A 24,459-nucleotide genomic window follows, 5' to 3' on the forward strand; every position below is an offset into this window, starting at 1 on the left:
CCATGGTCCGCGCCGCTGTACTGCCCGCCGTCGGCTCTCCCCTGGAGATCACGGAGATCGACCTGCCCGAACCCGGCCCCGGCCAGGTCCGCATCAGGCTCGCCGCCGCCGGGGTCTGCCACTCCGACCTGTCCCTGACCAACGGCACGATGCGCGTGCCCGTCCCTGCCGTGCTCGGCCACGAGGGCGCCGGCACGGTCGTCTCCGCCGGCGAGGGCGTCACCCATGTCGCACCCGGCGACGGCGTCGTCCTCAACTGGGCGCCCGCGTGCGGAAAGTGCCACGCCTGCTCGCTCGGCGAGGTGTGGCTGTGCGCCGACGCCCTCACCGGCGCGGGCTCCGTGTACGCCCACCGCTCCGACGACGGCGGCGATCTCCACCCCGGCCTGAACGTCGCCGCGTTCGCCGAGGAGACGGTGGTCGCCGCGAACTGCGTCCTGCGCGCCCCCGAGGGCGTGCCCCTCACCGACGCGGCCCTCCTCGGCTGCGCCGTGCTGACCGGATACGGCGCCGTGCACCACTCGGCGCGGGTCCGCGAGGGCGAGACGGTCGCCGTGTTCGGCGTCGGCGGGGTCGGCCTCGCCACGCTCCAGGCGGCCCGCATCGCCGGCGCCTCGAAGATCATCGCGGTGGACGTCTCCCCGGAGAAGGAGGAGCTGGCCCGCAAGGCCGGCGCCACCGACTACGTCGTGGCCTGTGAGACCACCGCACGCGAGATCCGCGGCCTCACCGGCAAGCAGGGCGTGGACGTCGCGGTCGAGTGCGTGGGCCGCGCCGTGACCATCCGTACCGCGTGGGAGTCCACGCGGCGCGGCGGCCGCACCACGGTCGTCGGCATCGGCGGCAAGGACCAGCAGGTCACCTTCAACGCCCTGGAGCTCTTCCACTTCGGCCGCACGCTCTCCGGCTGCGTCTACGGCAACTCCGACCCGGCGAAGGACCTCCCGGTCCTGGCCGAGCACATCCGCGCGGGCCGCCTCGACCTGAGCGCGCTCGTCACCGAACACATCGCCCTCGACGGGATCCCCGCCGCCTTCGACAACATGGTCGCGGGCAAGGGAGGACGGGCGCTGGTCGTCTTCTAGACCAGCGATTCCCGTGACCCCGGACGCCCCGCGCGGCCGGGGCCACAGGGCTGCCCGCACGGGGCCCGTGCTTGCCCATGTCCAGGCAAAAACTCCTGCTGCGCAACCCGTTGACCCGCGTACCGTCCGGTCAGTATGTTCCCGGCACCGCGGCGCCGCGGACCGTCCCCTCCCCGCAGTCACCGGAGTGTGCACGCATGGACACGGCACCATCCGCTCGCCCCGCAGCCACCGCTTCCTCCGAAGCCGAGACCCGTGCCCGACGAAAGGTCGCCACCGCCGCCGCGCTCGCCTCGGCCGTCGAGTGGTACGACTACTTCGTCTTCGGCATCGCAGCCGCCCTCGTGCTCGGCGACCTCTACTTCCCCTCCGGCAGCTCGTCGGCCGGCGTGCTCGCCGCCTTCGCGACCTTCGCCGTCGGGTTCCTGGCCCGCCCGCTCGGCGGTGTCATCGCAGGCCAGCTCGGCGACAAGCGCGGCCGCAAGCCCATGCTGGTCCTCGCCCTGACCCTGATGGGCCTCGCCACCACGGGCATCGGCCTGCTCCCCACGTACGACACGATCGGCGTGGCCGCGCCGATCCTCCTCGTCGCCCTGCGGGTCGTGCAGGGCCTCGCCGTCGGCGCCCAGTGGGGCGGCGCGATGCTGATGGCCACCGAGTACGCCCCCGAGGGCAAGCGCGGGCTCTACGGCAGCCTCGTCCAACTCGGCGTCCCCATCGGCGTGGTGACCGCCAACACCGTGTTCCTCGTCGCCGGCGCCCTCACCAGCGACAGCGCCTTCACCGCGTGGGGCTGGCGGCTCCCGTTCCTGGTGGGCCTGCTCGTCCTGGCCCTTGCCTGGTACATCCACGCGAAGGTCGAGGAGACCCCGGAGTTCAAGGCCGCGGAAGCGGAACTGGCGAAGGCGGAGGCGGAGCGCTCCCGCTCCCCGCTGCGCAGAATCCTGCGCGAACACCTCGGCACGGTCTTCCTCGCGGGCGGCTCCTTCGCCGTGAACACCGCGACCTTCTACATCATCATCACGGGAGTCCTCGACTACACGACCCGTGAGCTCGGCATGGAGCGCGAGGCCGTCCTCACCGTCTCGCTCTGCATCAGCCTCACCCAGCTCGCCCTGATCCCCGCGTCGGCGGCCCTCTCCGACCGCATCGGACGGCTGCGGATCTACGCACTCGGCGCGGCGGGCCTCGTCGTGTGGGCCGTGCCGATGTTCCTGCTCATCGACACGGGCTCGCTGCTCTGGCTGGCCGTCGGCACCTTCGTCACCAGCTGCTTCCTGAGCATCATGTACGGGCCGCAGGCCGCGCTGTTCGCCGAGCTGTTCACCGCTGAGATGCGCTACACGGGAGCCTCGCTGGGCTACCAGATCGCCGCCGTGTTCGGCGGCGGACTCGCGCCGTTCGTGATGGTGCTGCTCCTGGAGGCGACCGGCACGTCGATGGCCGTCTCCGGCTACATCATCGGGCTCGGCGTGATCGCCCTGATCTCCATCAAGGTGCTTGCGGGGCGGGCGGCGGCGCGCTGAGCGCCCCCGCCGCCATCGGCTCCGGCACCGCGGGTGCCGGGGCCGATGGCCGCAGCCCGGGGAAGGACCGGGCCGCCGCCAGGAAGGCGAACGTCGTCAGGAGGAACGGCCAGGTGAACGTGTGCCCGCCGGACGGTGCGAACACCGCCGCCATGGCCGGCGTCGAGGCCGTCGCGGTGAACGCGCCCACCACCGCGTACGCGAGAGTGCGCGGACCCGCTTCCAGGAACACCCCGCACAGGGCCAGCGCCACGAGGATCGCGTTGTAGCCCATGATCCCGTCGGCGATCTGGGCGGCGGGAGCGCCGAGCGCCCACGCGGAGAGGTTCCCGACGAGGCTGCCCAGGCCCGCCACGGCGGCGGCTCTGCGGCTCGCGACGAGGAGCGCGGTGAGGATCAGCGCGCCGACGTACCACTGCGGCATGAAGAAGATCTCGGCGAAGCCCGTGAAGAACCCGTGCCACAGATCGGAGAAGCCGAGCGAAGCCGTCCCGGTCGCCGCGCTCGTGAGGGCGGCGAGGCCGTCGCCGTGGTGCCAGATCCGCTCGAACCCCGGTGCCGCGATGGTCATCGCGCTCGCGAGGAGGCAGTAGGGGAGCGTCAGCGACGGCAGGTTCCACACGCCGAGCAGATTGACGACGGCCGCGGTGACGACGGTGACGACGACGCAGCCGGCGGCGGCGAGCAGCGCGGTCGACAGATGGCCGGCGCCCAGGAACACCGCGAAACACAGCGCCGTCAGACAGGCGTTGAACCCTTCGAGGCCCGTCGAGACGCGCTCGCGGTCCGCGCCCAGCAGCCGCGAGGTGGCCGTGCCGAGCGCCGTTCCCGCGATCGCGTAGAGCCCGTACCCCCACCCCGCAGCGAACAGCGCCACGGCGAGGAGCGCACCGGCCGGGGCACTGGACAGAAAGACGACCTGAGCCTGCCCCCGCAGGACCTGAACGCCGAATTGCCTACAACCCGCACCCCAGTTAAGGGCTGATTCGCCAGGAGTTGGGCCGTTCTTGGCCTGCCACATCCCGTGCCCCCGTGTTACGTCCCTGTTTCGCCGAGCAGAACGGACGCACTTTACCGACATCCCCCGAAGTCCGGAAGAAGGGTCCTATCGCGGCAGGAAGCCCCCTCCCGGTTAGCGGAGCGCCGCCGCCTCGATCCCCAGGGCGTCCCCGAACACCCGCTCCCCGTCCGGCGTGACCTTCACGGCCCGCTCGGACCCGATCCGCACGACCCAGCCCGCGTCGAACGCGTGGCTGCACAGCGCCGCGCCCGCCGTCCCCGCGAGATGCGGCCGGCGCTCGGTCCAGTCCAGGCACGCCCGCGCCAGGGGCCGGCGCCCCGACCGCTCAAGACCGATCCCCAACGCGGCGAACAGGTCCACCCCTTGTGAGGTCAGCGCGAATCCCGTGTCCGTGCGCAGATCCCCGCGCCGGACGAGCGCGTCCGTGAGGGCGATGCCGAGGCGTCCCGCGAGATGGTCGTAACAGGTCCGCCCGCGAGCCATCGCGTCCCGCGCGCTCACCGCCCGAAGCGTTCGCGGCCGCTCCCCGCCGTCCGGCGCTGCGTACGCCGCGAGTTCCTCCACGAGCTGGGCCACGCGCGCGTCCGCGAGCCGCACATAGCGGTGGCGCCCCTGCCGCTCCTCGGCGAGCAGGCCGCCCGCGACGAGCTTGCCCAGATGCTCGCTCGCGGTCGAGGCGGCCACCCCCGAGTGCCGCGCGAGCTCACCGGCGGTCCACGCCCGCCCGTCGAGCAGGGCGAGCAGACAGGCCGCGCGGGTCTCGTCGGCCATCAGTGCGGCGAGCGCGGCGAGGCGCGGTGCCCCCGGTTCCCTGGACTTCATGGGTCAAGCATGCGCCCGGCACGGTTCGGTGACGGCCGAAACGTCAGTGCAGCGCCGCGACCTGCTCGTACTGCTGCGCCAGCCCGTCGAGAAGCGCCCGCAGGCCCGTCTCGAAGGCCCGCTCGTCGATCAGCTCCTGGCGGTCGGCGAGCAGGTGGGCCTGGCCGAGGTGGGGGTAGTCGGCGGGGTCGTACGCCGTCTCGTCGTCGACGAAGCCCCCGGCGAAGGAGCCGAGCGCGGAGCCCGTCACGAAGTACCGCATGAGCGCGCCGATCGACGTGGCCTGCGCCGGGGGCCAGCCCGCGTCCACCATCGAGCCGAACACGGCGTCGGCGAGCCGGAGCCCCGCGGGCCTGCGCCCGGGCCCCTGGGCGAGCACCGGGACGATGTTGGGGTGCGCGAGCAGGGCCGCCCGGTAGGACACCGCCCAGTCGTGCAGGGACGTGCGCCAGTCGCGCCCGTCCGCGGCGTCGAACATCGACAGGTCGACCTGCGCGCTCACCGCGTCGGCGACCGCTTCAAGGATCTGGTCCTTGGTGCGGAAGTGGTTGTACAGCGAGGGGCCGCTCACGCCCAGCTCGGCGGCGAGCCGCCGCGTGGAGACGGCCGCGAGGCCCTCGGCGTCGACGAGAGAGAGCGCCGCCGTGACGATGCGGTCTCTGCTCAGGAGGGGCTTGCGCGGTCGGGCCATGCGGCACATAGTAGGGCTGTCAGCCAAAAACTAGCAGTGCTAATTTAGTGCTCATTCACTTATGCCTGAGGTGTGGTCCATGAATCTGGAGCTCAGCGAGGAGCAGGCGGCCGCAAGGCAGCTCGCCAGGGACTTCGTGGCGCGCGAGATCACCCCGAACGTCGTCGGCTGGGACCGCGCCGAAGAGGTCGACCGCGGCATCGTCAAGAAGCTCGGCGACGTCGGCTTCCTCGGCCTGACCATCGACGAGGAGTACGGCGGCTCGGGCGGCGACCACCTCGCGTACTGCCTGGTCACGGAGGAGCTGGGGCGCGGGGACTCGTCCGTGCGCGGCATCGTCTCCGTCTCGCTCGGCCTGGTCACCAAGACGATCCAGTCGTACGGGACCGAGGAGCAGAAGCGGGAGTGGCTGCCGCGGCTCACGGCCGGCGAGGCCCTCGGCTGCTTCGGGCTCACCGAGCCCGGCACCGGCTCCGACGCCGGCAGCCTCACCACCCGGGCCGTCCGCGACGATGGGGGCCCCTCCCGCTCGAGCGGAGCCGAGAGTGGGGGAGAGTACGTGATCAACGGCTCCAAGATGTTCATCACGAACGGCACCTGGGCCGACGTCGTCCTCCTCTTCGCCCGCTCCACCGACGTCCCCGGACACAAGGGCGTCACCGCCTTCCTCGTCCCCACGGACACCCCCGGCCTCACCCGCCGCACCATCCACGGCAAGCTCGGCCTGCGCGGCCAGGCCACCGCCGAGCTGGTCCTCGAGGACGTCCGCGTGCCCGCCTCCGCGATGCTCGGCCCGGAGGGCAAGGGCTTCTCCGTCGCCATGTCGGCGCTCGCCAAGGGGCGCATGTCGGTGGCCGCGGGCTGCGTCGGCATCGCGCAGGCCGCGCTCGACGCCGCCGTGGGATACGCGGCGGAGCGCGAGCAGTTCGGCAAGTCCATCGCCTCGTACCAGCTGGTGCAGGAGCTGATCAGCGACATCTCTGTCGACGTGGACGCCGCGCGCCTGCTGACCTGGCGCGTCGCCGACCTCATCGACCGCGGCGAGGACTTCGCGACCGCCGCCTCCCAGGCCAAGCTCTTCGCCTCCGAGGCCGCGGTGCGCTGCGCGAACAACGCCCTCCAGGTCTTCGGCGGCTACGGCTACATCGACGAGTACCCGGTCGGCAAACTCCTGCGCGACGCCCGCGTCATGACCCTCTACGAGGGCACCAGCCAGATCCAGAAGCTCATCATCGGCCGCGCGCTCACCGGCGTATCGGCCTTCTGAGTACGTTTCTGAGTACGCGAGCGGATGGGGGTGCGCCCCCGTCCGCTCCATGCTGTCGCCCATGAGTGACACACCGGTCAAGCACAGGACCACCAACGCCTTCTACGGACAGGCCGTCGCCTCCTTCGCGCTCGCGCTCCTGGCGACCGCCGTCGGCATCTACCGCATCGACGCCAGCGGCTGGGTGCGCGGCTTCCTCGCCATCGCCGTCCTCTATCTGACGACCTCCTCGTTCACGCTCGCCAAGGTCATCCGGGACCGTCAGGAGGTCGATCAGGTCGTCAGCCGTATCGACCAGGCCCGTATCGACAAGATCCTCGCCGAGCACGACCCCTTCAAGCCCGCCGCCTGACAGAGAGAACTAAGCGCTCGCTCACCTCTAGGGGTATGGTGTTCGTCCTGTCCACGGGAGGATGTGAGCGAGCGATGAGCGCGGAGCGGCACGGCCAGAACGAGGCTGCCACGGACGACATGTCCTGGGCCGAGGTCACCCCGGACGCGGCCAGGCGGCTGCTGATCGCCGCCGTCCAGGCGTTCGCGGAGCGCGGTTACCACGCGACCACCACCAGGGACATCGCGAGCCGGGCCGGCATGAGCCCGGCCGCGCTCTACATCCACTACCGGACCAAGGAGGACCTGCTCCTCCGCATCAGCCGCATCGGCCACGAGAAGGCCCTGGAGATCCTCAAGGACGCGGCCGCCGAGGAGGGCACCGCCTCCGAGCGGCTCTCCGAGGCCGTACGGTCCTTCGTCCGCTGGCACGCGGCACGCCATCTGACGGCGCGCGTCGTGCAGTACGAGCTGGACTCGCTGGGTGAGGAGCACCGGCCCGAGATCGTGGCCCTGCGCCGCGAGAGTGACGCGACCGTGCGCGAGATCATCAACGACGGTGTGAAGGCGGGGGAGTTCGACGTCCCGGACGTCCCGGGCACCACGCTGGCCGTGCTGTCGCTCTGCATCGACGTGGCGCGCTGGTTCAACACGGAGGGCCGCCGGACGCCCGACGAGGTCGGCGCGCTGTACGCCGACCTCGTCCTGCGGATGGTGGGGGCCCGGGTGTCCTGACCCCGGCGGGGCTCAGAGGTAGTAGCGGGACACCGACTCGGCGACACACACCGGCTTGTCGCCGCCGTCGCGCTCCACGGTGAAGGCGACCGAGACCTGGACGCCGCCGGACACGTCGTCGACGCCGGTGATCTTCGCGGTGGCGCGCAGCCGGGAGCCGACCGGCACCGGGGCGGGGAAGCGGACCTTGTTCGTCCCGTAGTTCACGCCCATCTTCATGCCGTCGACCTTGATCAGCTGCGGTCCGAAGAGGGGGAGCAGCGACAGGGTCAGATAACCGTGCGCGATCGTCGTGCCGAACGGCCCGTCCTTGGCGCGCTCGGGGTCGACGTGGATCCACTGGTGGTCACCCGTGGCGTCCGCGAACTGGTCGATCCGCTTCTGCTCGATCTCGACCCAGTCGCTGTACCCCAGCTGCTCGCCCACCGCCGCGCGCAGCTCGTCGACCGTCGCGAAAACCCTCGGCTCTGCCATGTCCTGGCCTCCCATGTGTGCACCATGTGCGGATCTCTAAGGCATTGTCTAAGCGCTTGCTCAGCATGCTAGGGCGGGCGACCTCTGTCAACGACGGGAGGGTCCGCCCAGTAGGCTCGGCACAGTGCCCCAGATTCCAGTGAAGATCCACGAACTCACCGTCGGTCAGCTGTCGGCGCGCAGCGGAGCCGCCGTCTCGGCCCTGCACTTCTACGAGGCCAAGGGCCTGATCAGCAGCCGCCGCACGACGGGCAATCAGCGCCGCTACCAGCGCGACACCCTGCGCCGAGTCGCGTTCATCCGCGCCGCGCAGCGCGTCGGCATCCCGCTCGCCACGATCCGCGACGCGCTGTCCGAGCTGCCCGAGGGGCGCACCCCGACCCGCGAGGACTGGGCGCACCTCTCCGAGGCCTGGCGCTCCGAACTGGACCAGCGCATCACCCAGCTGGGGCGGCTGCGTGACCATCTGACCGACTGCATCGGCTGCGGCTGTCTGTCCCTGGAGAACTGTGTGCTCTCCAACCCGGACGACGTGTTCGGCGAGCGCCTCACCGGCTCCCGCCTGATGAAGGAGAACCGGGAGGGCGCCTGAGGGGCTGCCGCTCAGCGGGGGGCCGAGACCAGCCCCGACTCGTAGGCGATGATGACCAGTTGGACCCGGTCCCGGGCGCCCAGCTTGGTGAACAGGCGTGCCACGTGCGACTTGGCCGTGGCCACCGTGATGTAGAGCTCGTCCGCGATCTCGCTGTTCGACCGGCCGAGCCCCACCAGTGTCAGGACCTCGCGCTCCCGCTCGGTGATGCCCTCGACCGGGCGCGGCGCGCGGGCGGGCGACGGCTCGGGGCGCCCCACGAAGTCCGCGATGAGGCGGCGCGTGATCCCCGGCGCGATCAGCGCGTCCCCGGCGGCGACGACCCGGATCGCGGCGAGGATGTCGTCGAGCGCCATGTCCTTGACCGCGAAGCCGCTCGCGCCGGCGCGCAGCGCGCCGTAGACGTGGTCGTCCTCGTCGAAGGTGGTCAGGACGAGCACACGGGTCGCCCCCGGGCCCGACGTGACCAGGCTCGTGGCCTCGATCCCGTTCATGCCCGGCATCCGGATGTCCATCACGACCACATCGGGGCCGACCTCCTTCGCCAGCCGTACCGCCTCCTCGCCGTTCGCGGCCTCCCCGACGACCTCCAGGTCGGGGGTGTCGGCGATGAGGACGCGCAGCCCGGAGCGTACGAGCGGCTGGTCGTCGGCGAGCACTACGCGCACGGTCATCGGGCGTCCGCCCCGGCCGCGGCGGTGCCCTCCGCCGGTGCGGCCACCGGCTCCGGAAGCGGCAGCCGTGCCGCCACCCGGAATCCGCCCTCCGGCCGCGGCCCCGCGCTGAACTCCCCGTGCAGCAGCGCCACCCGCTCCCGCATCCCGGTGATCCCGAACCCCACGCCCGTCCCCGCGCCCCGCATCCCACGCCCCTCGTCGACGATCTCCACGGACAGCTCATCCTCCCCGAACCCAACGGTCACCCGGCACCGTCCGGCGCCCGAGTGCCGCACCACGTTCGTCAGCGCCTCCTGCACGATCCGGTACGCCGACAGGTCGATGTCGGGCGGCAGTTGACGCCGCTGCCCGCTCCAGCGCAGGTCGGCCTCGACGCCCGCGTCCGTGGTCGTGGCCGTGAGGCGCTCCAGGTCACCGAGGCCCGGCGCGGGTCCGTACGGCGCCGCCCCCGACTCCGTCGAAGGGCCCGACCTGCGCAGCGCGACGAGCGTGCGCCGCAGCCCCGACAGGGTCTCCCTGCTCGTGGCCTCGATGGCGCTCAGGGCGGCCCGCGCCTCCAGCGGCTGCGTCTCGATGACCCGGCTGCCGACTCCGGCCTGGATCGCGATGATGCCGATGCTGTGCGCGACCTGGTCGTGCAACTCGCGGGCGATCCGCAGCCGTTCGGCCGTGATCGCCTCGGCGACCTCGTGCGCCCGCAGCTCATGCGCGTACCGGCGGCGCTCGCTGCCGAGGAGGCCCACGACGCAGGCGGTGACCAGCGCCAGGAGGGCGATCGTCCCGATCACGACGAGGTTGTCGGGCCCGTGCGTGAAGCCGAGGATCGTCAGGCACTGCGTGAGGAACGTGAGGCAGACGGCGACCACCGACGCCCGCGGGGTGCGGGTCGCGACGACGTACCCGAGCAGGATGTCGACCGTGACGAACGGCACGAACCACACAGGGCCGTGGTCCTTGGCCACCGGCGGCACGAGGGCGGTGACGAGCAGCGTCATGACCAGGGCCGCCATGGGCCTGCGCCGGATCACGCCGACGAGCAGGACCGCCGCGAGCGCCGATCCGCAGGCCGGGAGGATGCCGGGCGCCCGCCGGTCCGCGTGGACCGCGGGGAGCAGCGCCATGAACGGATACAGGACCGCGCCGATCCAGGTCAGGACGGAGCGGGAGCGCCCGAACGTGCGCTTGGGCGGCGGGGGTAGCGAGGTGGCGTCCACACAGGGATCGTAGGTGCGCGGCCCGCGCCCGGCATGAGCCCACGGGCTGCATCCCACGGGTGCATCCCGTCCCTGGGGAGGGCCGCCGACGGGCCGATGCGCGCCCCACATCCGCACCGGCACCGTTGCCCTCGTGATCGAAGTCAGCGAACTCACCAAGCGGTACGGCGACAAGACCGCCGTCGACCATCTCTCCTTCACCGTGCGGCCGGGACAGGTCACCGGCTTCCTCGGCCCCAACGGCGCGGGCAAGACGACCACCATGCGGATGCTCCTCGGCCTGGACGCGCCCACCGCCGGGACCTCCACCGTCGGCGGTGTCCCCTTCCGCACCCACCCGCGCGGCCTGCGCCACGTCGGTGCCCTGCTCGACGCGCAGCAGGTCCACGGCGGGCGCAGCGCCACCGCGCACCTGGCCGCCCTGGCGCGCAGCAACCGGATCCCGGCCGGCCGCGTCGCCGAGGTGCTGGCCGAGGTGGGCCTGACCGAGGCGGCCGGGCGCCGCATCGGCGGGTTCTCGCTCGGCATGAAGCAACGGCTCGGCATCGCGGCGGCCCTGCTCGGCGACCCTCCTGTCCTGATGTTCGACGAGCCGATCAACGGCATGGATCCGGAGGGCGTGCTCTGGGTCCGCGGCCTCTTCCGCCGCCTGGCCGCCGAGGGACGCACCGTCTTCCTCTCCAGCCACCTCATGACGGAGATGGAGAGCACCGCGGACCAGCTCGTCGTGATCGGGCAGGGCCGTCTCATCGCCGCCGAGTCCGTACGGGAGTTCGCGGGCCGCAGCACCCGCTTCAGCGTGCTGGTCGCGACGCCGCAGGCCGGTGAGCTGACGGCCGTCCTCGCGGCGGCCGGCGCGTCCGTCGCGCCGCACGGCCCGCCGGGAGTGGCCAGGATCGCCGTGACCGGGCTGCCCGCCGAGCGGATCGGAGCGCTCGCCTTCGAGCACCGGATCATGCTGCACGAGCTGACCGACCGGACGGCCTCGCTGGAGGAGGCGTTCATGGAACTCACCGCCGGCAGCGTCGAATACCTGTCGGGAGACGCAGGAAAGGCGGGTCAGCCCCGATGACGAGCACGACTTCCCGCACCGGGCCCACCACGATCACGGCGGTCGTGGACGAACCGCCCGCCCGCTTCGCCGACCTCGTCGCCGCCGAGTGGATCAAGGTACGGTCGCTGCGCTCCACGCCTTGGTTGATCGTCCTGGTCACACTGGTCGCGACCGGCGTCGCCGCGGCACGCGCCCTCGCCGACTACAACAACTTCCCGTCCTACAGCGCCCTCGCGCAGCGGGAGCACCCGTTCTCGCTGGGCGACGCCTTTCCGGCCGAGGCGTATCTGACGGTGATGCTCGCCGCCGTGGCCGTCGGCGCGATCGCCACGGTCAGCGAGTACGGCAGCGGCCTCATCCGCACCACCACCGTGGCTGTCCCCGCGCGCGGCGCCGTGGTCCTCGCCAAGGCCGTCGTGCAGGCCGCCCTGTGGACCGTGGTCGGTGCGCTCGTCGCCCTCTGTTCGTTCTTCGTCGCCCAGGCCATCCTCAGCGGACGGGACGCCGCCGTCCCGATCAGCGACCCCAGCGCACTGCGGGCCGTCGCGGCGTCCGCCCTGCTCGCCCCGGTGTGCGCCCTGGTCGGCCTCGGCCTGGGCGTCCTGATCCGGCACAGTGCCACCACCGTGGTCGCGGGCTCCTTCGTCCTGCTCCTGCTGCCGGTGTTCTTCTCGTCCCGCAAGCCGCTGTCCGCCGCCTTCGCCAACGCGATGGTGCGCAACGCGTGGCAGCGCCTGGCCCAGATCTACGGAACGCCGGTGGAGGCGTACAACGGGGCCACGATCGCCGGGAGTTGGACCGTGTACGCCCTCTGGCCGCTGGTCACGCTCGCCCTGGCGCTGCTCGTCGTGCGGCGCCGGGACGTGTGACCGCATCCACCCGCGACGAGGCGCGCGAGTGGACCGGGGGTGCGGCTCAGGGGCGGCACCCCCGTCGTGCCCGTGCCGATGCGCTCACGCCGAGACAAGGACCCGCGCCCGCCAGGCTCCGGCCAGGGACGCGGGGGTGAGGACGGGGCGCGGCACCACGATGCCGCAGTGGGTGCAGACCGGTCCTGACGACGGTTCGTGCGCCAGGTCGTGCTTCCACAGGAGTGACGTGCCGGTGCAGACGGGACAGGCCGTGCCGGGCTCGCGCTCCAGGGCCGCGATCAGCCGGTTCAGGACCTCCGCGAGGGGTTCGCGGGGGTGGACCATCGGGTCGTCGCACCAAGCGACGCCGAAGCCGCCCCAGGTCAGCCGGTGCCAGTCGTCGACCGTGCCCGGCCTGCGCAGCCCGTCGTGCTTCTCCTTGCGGCGGCGCTCCGCGAACTTGGTTTCGTACGCGAGCCAGACAGCCCGCGCCTCCTCGAGCTCGTCGAGCGCGGCCGTCAGCCGCGCCGGCTCGGGGGAGCGGTCCTCGGGGTCGAACCCGGCCCGCGAGCACAGGTGGTCCCAGGTCGCACGGTGCCCGTAAGGGGCAAACCGCTCCAGGCACTTGCGCAGCGAGTACCGCCGCAGTGCCAGATCGTTGCGCGGGTCGCGCGTTTGTCTCGCCAGACTTCGGAATCCGGCCATCGCCTGCACCTCCGTCACACGTACATGTACTTCGGCGTCGTCGTCGAACGGACGTCGCCGAATAGACGTATCGACACTCGATTCGGATCCATGTCGCTCCATCCGATTTCCGATGGGCTCCATCAGCGGTACCTCCTGGGGCCGGTACGTCCCAGGGGGTCTCGTGTGGCGATTCCGAAAAAGTGACGCATGTTCATCTTCAGCCGGGCGTCTACCGCCGGTAACCTCCGGCGCACCATCGTCGGGAGGATCAGGCATGCGACGGCGCACCCCACGAACCACCCAGCACAGAAGCCTCCGCAGAACTCTCAAGCGCACGGCCGCCACAGCGGTGTTCGTCCTCACGGCGGGACTGCTGTCCCCGGCCGGCGGGGCGTCCGCCGCGGAGCCGCCACCGGCGCCCGACTACTGCGCCGGCCGGTGCGCGGACATCCTGCCGCCCGGTGCGAACGGCAGCGCCACGCTGGCCGAGATTCTCGGCCACCGCGTCTTCGGCACCCAGCCCGCCCACGCCGACGATCAACTCGGCCCCTACGACGCGCTCTCCGCCGGGTATCCGTCCCTGACGGACGACACCCTCACCCAGTTCTTCAACGACTCCTCCTTCGGGGTCCCCGATGGTCAGGTCGGTTCCGTCACGCGCCCCCGCGACGATGTGACGATCACCCGTGACAAGAAGAACGGTGTACCCCACGTCAAAGGTTCCACGCGTTACGGAACAGAGTTCGGCGCCGGCTACGCCGCAGGTCAGGACCGGCTCTGGCTGATCGACCTGTTCCGGCACATCGGCCGCGGGGAGCTCACGTCGTTCGCGGGCGGCGCCCTCGCGAACCAGGGACTCGAGCAGGAGTTCTGGCCGCAGGCCCCGTACACCGAGCAGGACCTGGAGAAGCAGGTCGAGTACATCAGGACCACGCAGGGCGAGCGCGGCAAGCAGGCCATGGACGACGCGCAGGCCTATATCGACGGGCTCAACGCCTATCGCGAGAAGTCGAAGAACGGCCGCTACTTCCCCGGCGAGTACGTCCTGACCGGCAAGATCGACGCGATCACGAACGTGGGCGAGATCCAGCCGTTCAAGGTGACCGACATGATCGCGCTGGCCTCGGTCGTCGGCGGCCTCTTCGGGGGCGGCGGCGGGGGAGAGGTCGGCCAGGCCCTCTCGCTCCTGTCGGCGCAGCAGAAGTACGGCGTCGAGCGGGGCACCGAGGTCTGGGAGTCCTTCCGCGGGCGCGACGACCCCGAGGCCGTGACGACCATCCACGACGGCACGAGCTTCCCGTACGGGGCCAAGCCGAAGAACCCGCGGGGGCAGGCGCTGCCCGACAAGGGCACCGTCGAGAGCGAACCGCTCGTCTACGACCGCGAGGGCTCGGCCAAGCCGGCCGAGGCGGGGCGCAGGACCCCCGTCAAGGCACCGGCGAAGCTCAAGCCGCTCCAGGGCATGTACGACAAGGGCGTGCTGCCCGCAGACACGTTCCGCAACTCCGACTCGAAGAAGGGCATGTCCAACGCCCTCCTCGTCTCCGGCAAGCACACCGCGTCCGGCCATCCGGTCGCCGTGTTCGGCCCGCAGACCGGGTACTTCGCCCCGCAACTGCTGATGATGCAGGAGCTCCAGGGTCCGGGCATCAGCGCGCGCGGCGTCTCGTTCGCGGGCGTCGGCATGTACATCCAGCTCGGCCGCGGCCAGGACTACGCCTGGTCGGCGACCTCGGCGGGCCAGGACATCACGGACACGTACGCCCTGGAGCTGTGCGAGCCGGGCGGCGGCACCCCCACCAAGCAGTCCACCGATTACCTGTACCGCGGCACCTGCACGCCCATGGAGAAGCTGGAGAAGAAGAACGCCTGGAAGCCGACCCTCGCCGACTCCACGGCGGCCGGCTCCTACCGGATGCAGGTCCTGCGCACGAAGTACGGCATCGTCACGCACCGCGCGACGGTCGACGGCAAGCCCGTCGCGTACACCTCACTGCGTTCGACGTACCGGCACGAGGCCGACTCCATCATCGGCTTCCAGATGCTGAACGACCCGTCGTACGTGAAGGACGCCGCGACCTTCGAGAAGGCGGCGCAGCACATCAGCTACGCCTTCAACTGGTTCTACGCCGACTCGCGCGACATCGCGTACTACAACAGCGGCGCCAACCCGGTGCGCGCCGACGACGTCGACGCCTCCTTCCCGGTGAAGGCCGAAAAGGCCTACGAGTGGCGGGACTTCGACCCGAAGGACAACACGGCCGCGTACGCGCCGCCGTCCGAGCACCCGAACTCCGTCGACCAGGACTACTACGTCTCCTGGAACAACAAGCAGGCCAAGGGGTTCGGTGCCGCCAACTTCAGCCTCGGCGCCGTGCACCGCGCCGATCTGCTCGACGGGCGCGTGAAGCGGCTCGTCGCCGACGGCGGGGTCACCAGGGCCTCGCTCACCCAGGCCATGGAGGAGGCCGCCCTCACGGATCTGCGGGGCGAGCAGGTGCTGCCCGAGATCCTCGAGGTCGTCCGCAGCAAACCCGTCGACGACCCGGCCCTGAACAAGGCCGTGCAGCAGCTGGAGGCCTGGCGCAAGGCGGGAGCCCAGCGAAACCAGACCGCGGCCGGCTCGCACACCTACGCGCACCCGGATGCCGTACGCATCATGGACGCCTGGTGGCCGCTCCTGGTGAAGGCCGAGTTCGAACCCGGTCTCGGGGGTGACCTGTACGGGGCGCTCACCGGCCGGCTGACCGTCGACGAGTCGCCGTCCGCGGGCCACGGCCCCACCGGCGCGCACGCGGGATCGGCGTTCCAGTACGGCTGGTGGGGCTACGTCGACAAGGACCTGCGCACGGTCCTCGGACAGCCGGTGAAGGGCAGGCTCGGCGCCGCCTACTGCGGCGGTGGCAAGCTCGACGCCTGCCGCGACGTCCTGCTCACCACGCTCACGCAGGCGGCTGCCAAGCCCGCCGCCGAGGTCTACCCCGGCGACGACGCGTGCAAGGCCGGCGACCAGTGGTGCTCGGACACGATCATCCACCGGGCACTCGGCGGCATCACGCACCGCGGGATCCAGTGGCAGAACCGCCCGACGTACCAGCAGGTCGTCGAATTTCCCTCACACCGGCCGTAGCCGACCGCATCCATGGGGCACGCGCGCGCGTGCCCCATGGAAGGTCAGCCGAGTTCGCGCTCCCGTGTCTCCGGGAGGGCGAGGACGCAGAGCAGGGAGACGACGGCCATCGCGCTGACGTACCAGCCCACCGAGGACGAGCCGAACTCGCCCTGGAGCCGCGTCGCCACGAGCGGCGCCACCGCGCCGCCGAGCACCCCGCCCAGGTTGTACGCGAACGACGCCCCGGAGTAGCGCACGCGCACCCCGAACAGCTCCGGCAGATACGCGCCCATCGGCCCGTACACGACACCCATGCAGAACAGCGCCCCGCCCAGGGCGAGCGCGATCAGCACGGGCTGCTCGGTGTCCATGAGCGGGAAGAGGACCAGACCCCAGACCACCGCGAGTGCGGCGCCGGCGAGCACCAGCCTGCGGCGCCCGCCCGCGTCGGAACGGGTCGCGGCCAGCCAGGTGCCCGCCGCGAGGAACAGGCAGGCGACGAGCGAGACCGCGAGCATCGTGTTGCGCGGGACGCCGAGGGTCGTGGTGCCGTAGGCGAGGCAGTACGTGGTGGCCGTGTAGAAGAGCCCGTACGCGACCACCATGCCGCCCGCGCCGAGCAGGATCTCGCGGGGGTGGCGCTTGAAGACCTCCAGCGCGGGGGCCTTGCTCGCCTCCTGCTCCTTCATCACCTTCGCGAACACCGGGGTCTCGCTGATCTTCAGCCGCACGAAGAGGCCGACGGCGACCAGCAGGAAGGAGAGCAGGAACGGCACGCGCCAGCCCCAGGAGTGGAACGCCTCGTCGTCGAGTGTGGCCGACAGGATCCAGAAGATGCCGGTCGCCGCGAAGAAGCCGACGGAAGGGCCGAGCTGGGGGAACGCGGCGAAGAGACCGCGCTTGCCGCGCGGCGCGTGTTCCACGGCGAGGCGCGCCGCCCCGCCCCACTCGCCACCGAGGCCCACGCCCTGGAGGAAGCGCAGCAGCACGAGCAGCAGCGGAGCCCACACGCCCAAGGTGCCGTACCCGGGCAGCAGGCCGACGCACGCCGTCGACAGGCCCATCAGGAGCAGCGAGGCGACGAGGACGGACTTGCGGCCGACGCGGTCGCCGAAGTGGCCGAACAGGAGTGAGCCGACGGGGCGGGCCGCGAAGGCCACCGCGTACGTCGAGAAGGACGCGAGGGTCGCGTTGAGGGAGGAGAGATTCGGGAAGAACGCCTCGTTGAGGACGAGGGCGGCGGCCGTTCCGTAGACGTAGAAGTCGTAGAACTCGATCGCGGTCCCGATGAAACTGGCGACGGCCACGCGGCGCAGGCTCTCGGGTCTTTCCCCGTCAGAATCCGCGCCGGTGACCGTGTTCTGCCTGGTGGAGTCGTCTTTGAGCACGTACTGCACTGTGGTTGTACGTGTACATGGCAGTCAATAAGCGAAACGGGTCGTCCCGTATCGCGAGACGTCAGGGGCCGCGCCCTACTTGTACGCCAGGTACCGGCCGCGCACCGCCCTGAACGCCGCCAGTTCGCCCTGCCAGGCCGCGACCACGTCGTCCGTGGACGCCCCGGCGTCGATCATCGTCCGCACCTGGGTGGACCCGGTGAGCTTGTCGATCCAGTTGTCCGGGCGCCACGCGAAGCCGCTCCAGGACTTCTTCGCCGTCACCAGGAGCGCGATGCCGGTGCGTACGGGGTCGTACGCGGCCCGGTCCCTGACGTGGATCTGCACGCCGCCGATCGTCTTGCCCTGGAACTTGGAGAACGTCGGCGCGAAGTAGGCCTCGCGGAAGTCCACGCCGGGCAGGCGGAGTTCATTGGCGGCGGCCGCCCAGCGCCCGTCGACGTCCTCGGCGCCGAGCAGTTCGAAGGGGCGGGTCGTGCCGCGGCCCTCGGAGAGGTTCGTGCCCTCGAACAGGCAGGTGCCCGAGTAGACCAGCGCGGTGTCGGGCGTCGGCATGTTCGGGCTCGGCGGCACCCACGGCAGCCCCGACCCGTCGTAGAAGTCGCGCCGCTTCCAGCCCGTCATCCGGACCGTCTCCAGCTCGACGGGCTTCGCCAGGTACTCCCCGTTGAACAGGCGCGCCAGCTCCGTGACCGTCATCCCGTGGGCCTGGGAGATCTCGCGCCGGCCGACGAACGTGGCGAACTCCTTGTGCAGGACGGGCCCGTAGGCGTTCCGGCCGGTCACCGGGTTCGGGCGGTCGAGCACCACGAACTTCTTGCCCGCGAGCTGCGCGGCCTCCATGCAGTCGTAGAGCGTCCAGATGTACGTGTAGAAGCGTGCGCCCGCGTCCTGGATGTCGAAGACCACCGTGTCGACACCGGACGCGGTGAAGATGTCCGCCAGCGTCTGCCCGCTCTTCAAGTAGGTGTCGTAGACCGGCAGTCCGGTCGCCGGGTCGTCGTAGCGCCCCTCCGAGCCGCCGGCCTGCGCCGTGCCGCGGAAGCCGTGCTCGGGCCCGAACACCGCGGTCAGCTTCACCCGTTCGTCGGCGTGCATCACGTCGACGATGTGCTTGACGTCGCGCGTGACCCCGGTCGGGTTGGTCACGAAGCCGACCTTCTGCCCGGCGAGGATCCGGTATCCGTCGTCCGCGAGGCGCTCGAAACCGGTGCGGAGCCGGCCGCCGTCCTTCGCCGCGGCGAGCGCGGGGGACGCCGCGCCCGCCGTGGCGGCCACCGCGGAGGCGGTGGTGGCGGCGAGCAGGCTCCGTCTGGACACGTTCATGTGGTGACCTCCGTGATCGCGGAAGGTGGCATGTGCACGCACGCTAGCGTGCGCCGCGCCCCCGCGGAACGAAGCAGACCGCCGACACCTCTTCCGTTGAGCTGACCGACTGCTTAGTCTGTGACGGAAAGTCGAGTCAAGGGAGACCGATGGTGGACAGCCTGCACGGCACGGGGGTCGTCGTCACCGGCGCGGGGGGCGGCATCGGAGCGGCGATCGCCCGCCGCTTCGCCGCCTCCGGAGCGCGCGTCGTCGTGAACGACCTGGACGCGGGGAAGGCCAAGGCGGTCGCGGACGAGATCGGCGCCACAGCGGTGCCGGGCGACGCCTCCGAGATCGTGCCCGAGGCGCTGGACGCCCTGGACGGCACCGTGGACGTCTACTGCGCCAACGCGGGGCTCGCCTCCGGCGGCACCGAGGACGCCGGCGAGCAGATCTGGGCCGACGCCTGGGACGTCAACGTGATGGCCCACGTCCGCGCCGCGCGGGCCCTGCTGCCCGGCTGGCTGGAGCGCGGCAGCGGCCGCTTCGTCTCCACCGTCTCCGCGGCCGGACTGCTCACGATGGTCGGCGCCGCGCCCTACAGCGTCACCAAGCACGGCGCGTACGCCTTCGCCGAGTGGCTCTCCCTCACCTACCGCCATCGCGGGCTCAAGGTCCACGCGATCTGCCCGCAGGGCGTGCGTACGGACATGCTCACCGCCTCCGGATCGGCCGGGGAGCTCGTCCTCGCGCCGACCGCGATCGAGCCCGAGGACGTCGCCGACGCGCTCTTCGCGGGCATGGAGGAGGACCGCTTCCTGATCCTCCCGCACCCCGAGGTCGCCGGTTACTACGAGGCCAGGGCCGCGACGCCCGACCGCTGGCTGTCGAACATGAACCACATCCAGCAGAAGTGGGAGGCCGCACAGAAGTGAACTCCTCCATCTACGCGGCCAAGCCATGGCTCGGCCGGCTCTCCGAGGCACAGCGGGCCCCGGTCACCCCGGCCGACTCCGTGCTGCACGCCTTCCGCGCCGCGGTCCGCACCGCTCCCGACCGCACCGCCGTCGCCTACTTCGACGGCCGCCTCAGCTACCGGGAGCTGGACGAGCTCAGCGACTCCGTCGCCGGGCACCTCGCCGCGCGCGGTCTCGGACGCGGCGACCGCGCCGCCCTCATGCTGCAGAACTCGCCGCACTTCGTGATCGGCCTCCTCGCCGCCTACAAGGCGGGCGCCACCGTCGTCCCGGTCAACCCGATGTACAAGTCGGGCGAGGTCACCCACGTCCTGCACGACGCCGACGTCACCGCCCTGATCTGCTCGGACCGGGCCTGGAAGACGTACCTGCGCGAGACCGCCGCGGACTCTCCGGTACGGATCGTGCTCACCGCCTGCGAGCTGGACCTCCAGACGCGGGGCGACGAGCGCGTCCTGAAGTTCGAACGCGTCGAGCCGCAGGCCGAGGACGCCGACGACCTCCTGACAGTCGCCCGCCAGGGCAACGCGGCGCCTGAGGGCCGCGACCCGCGCCCGGACGACATCGCGCTCATCAGCTACACCTCCGGCACCAGTGGCACGCCCAAGGGCGCCACGAACCTGCACCGCAACATCACGTACAACGCCGAGCGCCAGCGGACCGGACTCGGCATCCCCGAAGGCGGCACGTACTTCGGGCTCGCGCCGCTCTTCCACATCACCGGCATGGTCTGCGAGCTGGTCTCCTCCTTCGCGAACTCGGGCACCCTCGTCCTCGCGTACCGCTTCGAGGCCGGGGTCGTCCTGGATGCGTTCGCCGAGCACCGGCCCGCATACACCGTGGGTCCCTCCACCGCGTTCATGGCGCTCGCCGCGCACCCGGCCGCGACCCGTGAGCACTTCGCGTCCTTCCACTCGATCTCGTCCGGCGGCGCGCCGGTGCCGCCCGCCCTCGTGGAGAAGTTCCGGGCCGGCTTCGGCCCCTACATCCACAACGGCTACGGCCTCACCGAGTGCACCGCCCCCTGCGCCTCCGTGCCGCCCGGCAAGGAAGCCCCCGTCGACCCCGTCTCCGGCACCCTCGCCGTCGGCGTCCCGGGACCCGAGAGCGTCGTCCGGATCGTGGACGACCTCGGCCAGGAGGTGCCCTTCGGCGAGCAGGGCGAGATAGCCGTCCGCGGCCCCCAGGTCGTGCCCGGCTACTGGAAGCGCCCCGACGCCACCGCCGAGTCCTTCCCGGACGGCGAACTGCGCACCGGGGACATCGGCTTCATGGACGCCGACGGCTGGCTCTACGTCGTCGACCGCAAGAAGGACATGATCAACGCCTCCGGTTTCAAGGTCTGGCCCCGCGAGGTGGAGGACGTCCTCTACACCCACGAGGCCGTGCGCGAGGCCGCCGTCGTGGGCGTCCCCGACCCCTATCGCGGGGAGACGGTCAGGGCGTACGTGAGCCTGCGCCCGGGCGCCTCGGTGGGCCCCGACGACCTGTCCGCCTACTGCAAGGAGCGGCTCGCCGCGTACAAGTACCCGCGCGAAGTGGAGATCCTGCCCGAGCTGCCGAAGACGACAAGTGGGAAGATCCTCCGGCGGGAACTGCGTTCCCGTACACAGAACAGCTGATCGCAGGAGAAAGGCAGGTGGCGGCAGTGCCCAGGACGTCGGACGGAGACGGCACGCCCGTCCCTCAGAGGCTGCTCGCCGCCGCCACCCGGCTCTTCGCCGAGCGCGGTTACGACCGCACCTCGGTCCAGGAGATCGTCGAGGCGGCCGGCGTCACCAAGGGCGCGCTGTACCACTACTTCGGTTCGAAGGACGACCTGCTGCACGAGGTGTACGCGCGCGTGCTCCGCGTTCAGCAGGAGCGCCTCGACGCGTTCGCGGACGCCGACGCCCCCGTGGAGCAGCGGGTGCGGGACGCCGCCGCCGACGTGGTCGTCACGACCATCGAGAACCTCGACGACGCGTCGATCTTCTTCCGCTCCATGCACCACCTCAGCCCGGAGAAGAACAAGCAGGTCCGGGCCGAGCGGCGGCGCTACCACGAGCGGTTCAGGGCCCTCATCGAGGAGGGCCAGCAGGCCGGCGTGTTCTCCACGGCCACGCCCGCCGACCTGGTGGTCGACTACCACTTCGGCTCCGTGCACCACCTCTCCACCTGGTACCGCCCGGGCGGCCCGCTCGCCCCGCAGGAAGTCGCGGACCACCTGGCGGACCTGCTGCTGCGCGCACTGCGCCCCTGACGCCGCTCACGACGGAAACACGCCGAGGGCCCCCGCACTCGAGCCGAGTGCGGGGGCCCTTCGACGTCACGGGGTCACCGCGTCACAGGTACTTCTTCAGCTCGCGCCGGGCCAGCGAGCGCTGGTGGACCTCGTCGGGGCCGTCCGCGAGGCGCAGGGTGCGCGCTCCCGCCCACAGCTCGGCCAGCGGGAAGTCCTGGCTGACGCCGCCCGCTCCGTGCAGCTGGACGGCCTGGTCGATGATGCCGACGACCGTGCGCGGCGTCGCGATCTTGATGGACTGGATCTCCGTGTGGGCGCCCTTGTTGCCGACGGTGTCCATCAGCCAGGCAGTCTTCAGGACGAGGAGACGCAGCTGCTCCACCGCGACCCGCGCGTCCGCGATCCACTCCTGCACGACGCCCTGCTGGGCCAGCGGCTTGCCGAACGCCGTACGGGCCACGGCCCGCTTGCACATCAGCTCGATGGCCCGCTCGGCCATGCCGATCAGCCGCATGCAGTGGTGGATACGGCCCGGGCCGAGCCGCGCCTGGGCGATGGCGAAGCCGCCGCCCTCCTCGCCGATCAGGTTGCTCGCGGGCACGCGGACCTGGTCGAAGACGACCTCGGCGTGACCGCCGTGGTAGTGGTCCTCGTACCCGTACACCTGCATGGCGCGCCGGATTTCGAGGCCGGGGGTGTCGCGGGGGACGAGCACCATGGACTGCTGGCGGCGGATGTCGGCGCCGTCGGGGTCCGTCTTGCCCATCACGATGAAGATCTTGCAGTCCGGGTTCATCGCCCCGGAGATGTACCACTTGCGGCCGGTGATGACGTACTCGGAGCCGTCGGCGGAGCGCTCGATGAGCGTGGTGATGTTCGTGGCGTCCGAGGAGGCCACCTCGGGCTCGGTCATCGCGAACGCCGAGCGGATCTCACCGGCGAGCAGCGGCTCCAGCCACTGCTTCTTCTGGCGCTCGTCGCCGAACTGGCTCAGCACCTCCATGTTGCCCGTGTCGGGGGCCGCGCAGTTGAGGGCCGTGGGCGCCAACTGCGGGCTGCGGCCGGTGATCTCGGCCAGCGGCGCGTACTGGAGGTTGGTCAGCCCGGCGCCGTACTCGGCGTCAGGCAGGAAGAGGTTCCACAGGCCCTGCCGCCTTGCCTCGGCCTTCAGCTCCTCGACGACGGCCGGAGTGTCCCACGGGGAGGCGAGCCGTGCGCGCTGCTCGTGCGCGACGGCCTCGGCCGGGTACACGTGCTCGTCCATGAAGGCGAGGAGTTTCGCGCGCAGTTCCTCGGTGCGCGCGTCGAATGCGAAGTCCATTGCGGGTCAGCCCTTCTGAAGGGTCGTCAGGCCGTGGTCGATGAACACGGGCACGAGTTCGCCGATGCGGTCGAAGCCTGCCCCGACGGTCTGGCCGAGGGTGTAGCGGTAGTGGATGCCTTCGAGGATCACGGCGAGCTTGAACCACGCGAAGGCCGTGTACCAGGAGACGGCGGAGACGTCGCGCCCCGAGCGCGCGGCGTACCGCTCGACGATCTCGGCGGGGTCGGGGTGCCCGGCGGCCGCGGCGGTCGTGGAGACGGGGGAGTCGGGCATGTCCAGCTTCGCGCTGTACATCACCAGCAGGCCCAGGTCGGTGAGCGGGTCGCCGAGCGTGGACATCTCCCAGTCGAGGACGGCCTTGATCCGGTCGACGCCGTCGGCGTCCTCGTTGATCAGGACGTTGTCGAGGCGGTAGTCGCCGTGCACGACGGTGGGCGCGGGCGAGGCGGGCAGCGAGCGGCCGAGTGCCGCGTGCAGCTCGTCGACGCCGGCCAGTTCACGGTTCCTGGACGCGTCGAGCTGCTTGCCCCAGCGCCGCAGCTGCCGGTCGAGGAACCCCTCGGGACGCCCGAAGTCCGCGAGGCCGACCGCGGCGGGGTCCACGGCGTGCAGGTCGACGAGGGTGTCCACGAGGGCGAGCACGGCGGCGCGGGTGCGCTCGGGGCCCAGCTGTGCGAGCTGGCCGGCCGTGCGGTACGGCGTGCCCGCCACGTACTCCATCACGTAGAACGGCGCGCCGAGCACGCTGTCGTCCTCGCACATGAGCAGCGCCTCGGGCACCGGTACGGACGTCGGGTGCAGGGCGCTGATCACCCGGTGCTCGCGCTTCATGTCGTGCGCGGTGGCGAGTACATGGCCCAGTGGCGGGCGGCGGACCACCCAGGTCGACGAGCCGTCGCCGACGATGTACGTGAGGTTCGACCGGCCGCCCTCGACGAGACGCCCGGACAGCGGACCGGCCACGAGCCCCGGGCGCTCCCGGTCGAGGTGGCCGCGCAGCTGGTCGAGGTCAAGACCTGGGGGGTGGCCGGCGCTCATCGATGTCCTCCGGAGGCAGAGTGAAGCGGTGTCGCGTCACATGATGCCGACCG

23 protein-coding genes are annotated in these 24,459 nt (G+C 71.4%); 12 read left to right on the forward strand and 11 right to left on the reverse strand.

The window, feature by feature from the left end; genetic code table 11:
* Positions 1–2: 2 nt before the first annotated feature.
* Positions 3–1,085: a Zn-dependent alcohol dehydrogenase gene (locus ACWIGU_RS34580; protein ID WP_454405627.1), complete on the forward strand. Its 1,083-nt coding sequence runs from the start codon at positions 3–5 to the stop codon at positions 1,083–1,085.
* Positions 1,086–1,282: 197 nt separating this feature from the next.
* Positions 1,283–2,611 (forward strand): MFS transporter, encoded by a 1,329-nt coding sequence (locus tag ACWIGU_RS34585; RefSeq protein ID WP_454405628.1) that lies wholly within the window; start codon positions 1,283–1,285, stop codon positions 2,609–2,611.
* Here the strand turns inward: ACWIGU_RS34585 and ACWIGU_RS34590 are convergent.
* The 3 genes from ACWIGU_RS34590 to ACWIGU_RS34600 all read right to left on the reverse strand — a co-directional run bounded on the left by ACWIGU_RS34590 (position 2,577) and on the right by ACWIGU_RS34600 (position 5,145).
* Complete coding sequence (locus ACWIGU_RS34590) at positions 2,577–3,632, reverse strand: urea transporter (RefSeq protein WP_454405629.1); 1,056 nt, start codon at positions 3,630–3,632, stop codon at positions 2,577–2,579. The two genes, ACWIGU_RS34585 and ACWIGU_RS34590, sit on opposite strands and share 35 nt — an antisense overlap.
* 111 nt (positions 3,633–3,743) lie before the next feature.
* Positions 3,744–4,454: an ArsR/SmtB family transcription factor gene (locus ACWIGU_RS34595; protein ID WP_454405630.1), complete on the reverse strand. Its 711-nt coding sequence runs from the start codon at positions 4,452–4,454 to the stop codon at positions 3,744–3,746.
* A 43-nt stretch (positions 4,455–4,497) separates the two neighbouring features.
* On the reverse strand, positions 4,498–5,145 hold the full coding sequence (locus tag ACWIGU_RS34600) for a TetR/AcrR family transcriptional regulator (RefSeq protein ID WP_356280268.1): 648 nt from the start codon (positions 5,143–5,145) through the stop codon (positions 4,498–4,500).
* Positions 5,146–5,224: 79 nt separating this feature from the next.
* On the opposite strand from ACWIGU_RS34600, the gene ACWIGU_RS34605 reads away from it, so the two are divergent.
* From ACWIGU_RS34605 to ACWIGU_RS34615, 3 genes are all read left to right on the forward strand, one after another.
* Positions 5,225–6,412, forward strand: coding sequence for an acyl-CoA dehydrogenase family protein (locus ACWIGU_RS34605; protein ID WP_454405631.1), 1,188 nt, complete (start codon positions 5,225–5,227; stop codon positions 6,410–6,412).
* A gap of 61 nt (positions 6,413–6,473) precedes the next feature.
* Positions 6,474–6,764 (forward strand): YiaA/YiaB family inner membrane protein, encoded by a 291-nt coding sequence (locus ACWIGU_RS34610; RefSeq protein ID WP_454405632.1) that lies wholly within the window; start codon positions 6,474–6,476, stop codon positions 6,762–6,764.
* A gap of 74 nt (positions 6,765–6,838) precedes the next feature.
* Complete coding sequence (locus tag ACWIGU_RS34615) at positions 6,839–7,477, forward strand: TetR/AcrR family transcriptional regulator (protein WP_266668800.1); 639 nt, start codon at positions 6,839–6,841, stop codon at positions 7,475–7,477.
* A gap of 12 nt (positions 7,478–7,489) precedes the next feature.
* Here the strand turns inward: ACWIGU_RS34615 and ACWIGU_RS34620 are convergent, their stop codons facing one another.
* Positions 7,490–7,951, reverse strand: coding sequence for a MaoC family dehydratase (locus tag ACWIGU_RS34620; protein WP_454405633.1), 462 nt, complete (start codon positions 7,949–7,951; stop codon positions 7,490–7,492).
* 124 nt (positions 7,952–8,075) lie between these two features.
* Between ACWIGU_RS34620 and soxR the strand changes: the two genes are divergently transcribed.
* Entirely contained in the window at positions 8,076–8,543 is a 468-nt protein-coding gene (gene soxR, locus ACWIGU_RS34625) for a redox-sensitive transcriptional activator SoxR (protein WP_266566075.1), read from the forward strand.
* An 11-nt stretch (positions 8,544–8,554) separates the two neighbouring features.
* On the opposite strand, the gene ACWIGU_RS34630 is transcribed toward soxR, so the two are convergent.
* Both ACWIGU_RS34630 and ACWIGU_RS34635 read right to left on the reverse strand, forming a co-directional pair.
* Positions 8,555–9,217, reverse strand: a complete 663-nt coding sequence (locus tag ACWIGU_RS34630; protein ID WP_454405634.1) for a response regulator — start codon at positions 9,215–9,217, stop codon at positions 8,555–8,557.
* On the reverse strand, positions 9,214–10,434 hold the full coding sequence (locus ACWIGU_RS34635) for a sensor histidine kinase (protein ID WP_454405635.1): 1,221 nt from the start codon (positions 10,432–10,434) through the stop codon (positions 9,214–9,216). Before ACWIGU_RS34635 ends, ACWIGU_RS34630 begins: the two co-directional genes overlap by 4 nt.
* 133 nt (positions 10,435–10,567) lie before the next feature.
* Here ACWIGU_RS34635 and ACWIGU_RS34640 point away from each other — a divergent pair, with 133 nt between their 5' ends.
* On the forward strand, positions 10,568–11,506 hold the full coding sequence (locus ACWIGU_RS34640) for an ABC transporter ATP-binding protein (RefSeq protein ID WP_454405636.1): 939 nt from the start codon (positions 10,568–10,570) through the stop codon (positions 11,504–11,506).
* Positions 11,503–12,357, forward strand: coding sequence for an ABC transporter permease (locus ACWIGU_RS34645; protein WP_454405637.1), 855 nt, complete (start codon positions 11,503–11,505; stop codon positions 12,355–12,357). Before ACWIGU_RS34640 ends, ACWIGU_RS34645 begins: the two co-directional genes overlap by 4 nt.
* A gap of 84 nt (positions 12,358–12,441) precedes the next feature.
* On the opposite strand, the gene ACWIGU_RS34650 is transcribed toward ACWIGU_RS34645, so the two are convergent.
* Positions 12,442–13,044, reverse strand: a complete 603-nt coding sequence (locus tag ACWIGU_RS34650) for a hypothetical protein (protein WP_454405638.1) — start codon at positions 13,042–13,044, stop codon at positions 12,442–12,444.
* Positions 13,045–13,300: 256 nt separating this feature from the next.
* Here ACWIGU_RS34650 and ACWIGU_RS34655 point away from each other — a divergent pair, with 256 nt between their 5' ends.
* Positions 13,301–16,156 (forward strand): penicillin acylase family protein, encoded by a 2,856-nt coding sequence (locus ACWIGU_RS34655; RefSeq protein WP_454405639.1) that lies wholly within the window; start codon positions 13,301–13,303, stop codon positions 16,154–16,156.
* A gap of 44 nt (positions 16,157–16,200) precedes the next feature.
* Here the strand turns inward: ACWIGU_RS34655 and ACWIGU_RS34660 are convergent, their stop codons facing one another.
* Both ACWIGU_RS34660 and ACWIGU_RS34665 read right to left on the reverse strand, forming a co-directional pair.
* Entirely contained in the window at positions 16,201–17,454 is a 1,254-nt protein-coding gene (locus ACWIGU_RS34660) for an MFS transporter (RefSeq protein ID WP_454405751.1), read from the reverse strand.
* A 156-nt stretch (positions 17,455–17,610) separates the two neighbouring features.
* Positions 17,611–18,861: an exo-beta-N-acetylmuramidase NamZ family protein gene (locus ACWIGU_RS34665; RefSeq protein ID WP_454405640.1), complete on the reverse strand. Its 1,251-nt coding sequence runs from the start codon at positions 18,859–18,861 to the stop codon at positions 17,611–17,613.
* 149 nt (positions 18,862–19,010) lie between these two features.
* Between ACWIGU_RS34665 and ACWIGU_RS34670 the strand changes: the two genes are divergently transcribed.
* From ACWIGU_RS34670 to ACWIGU_RS34680, 3 genes are read left to right on the forward strand one after another with little or no spacing between them, the layout of a single operon-like run.
* The gene (locus ACWIGU_RS34670; protein ID WP_454405641.1) at positions 19,011–19,778 is read left to right on the forward strand and encodes an SDR family oxidoreductase; all 768 of its coding nucleotides are present in this window, start codon (positions 19,011–19,013) and stop codon (positions 19,776–19,778) included.
* On the forward strand, positions 19,775–21,442 hold the full coding sequence (locus tag ACWIGU_RS34675) for a class I adenylate-forming enzyme family protein (protein ID WP_454405642.1): 1,668 nt from the start codon (positions 19,775–19,777) through the stop codon (positions 21,440–21,442). The genes ACWIGU_RS34670 and ACWIGU_RS34675 overlap by 4 nt, the downstream gene beginning before the upstream one ends.
* A gap of 26 nt (positions 21,443–21,468) precedes the next feature.
* Positions 21,469–22,062, forward strand: a complete 594-nt coding sequence (locus ACWIGU_RS34680) for a TetR/AcrR family transcriptional regulator (protein WP_356280404.1) — start codon at positions 21,469–21,471, stop codon at positions 22,060–22,062.
* A gap of 82 nt (positions 22,063–22,144) precedes the next feature.
* Here the strand turns inward: ACWIGU_RS34680 and ACWIGU_RS34685 are convergent, their stop codons facing one another.
* Together ACWIGU_RS34685 and ACWIGU_RS34690 are read right to left on the reverse strand one after the other, a co-directional pair.
* A complete protein-coding gene (locus ACWIGU_RS34685; protein ID WP_454405643.1) occupies positions 22,145–23,365 on the reverse strand; it encodes an acyl-CoA dehydrogenase family protein in 1,221 nt (406 codons plus the stop codon).
* Positions 23,366–23,371: 6 nt separating this feature from the next.
* Positions 23,372–24,406: a phosphotransferase family protein gene (locus ACWIGU_RS34690; protein ID WP_454405644.1), complete on the reverse strand. Its 1,035-nt coding sequence runs from the start codon at positions 24,404–24,406 to the stop codon at positions 23,372–23,374.
* Between the last annotated feature and the right edge of the window lie 53 nt (positions 24,407–24,459).

Source organism: Streptomyces sp. NPDC055400 (genome assembly GCF_053644375.1).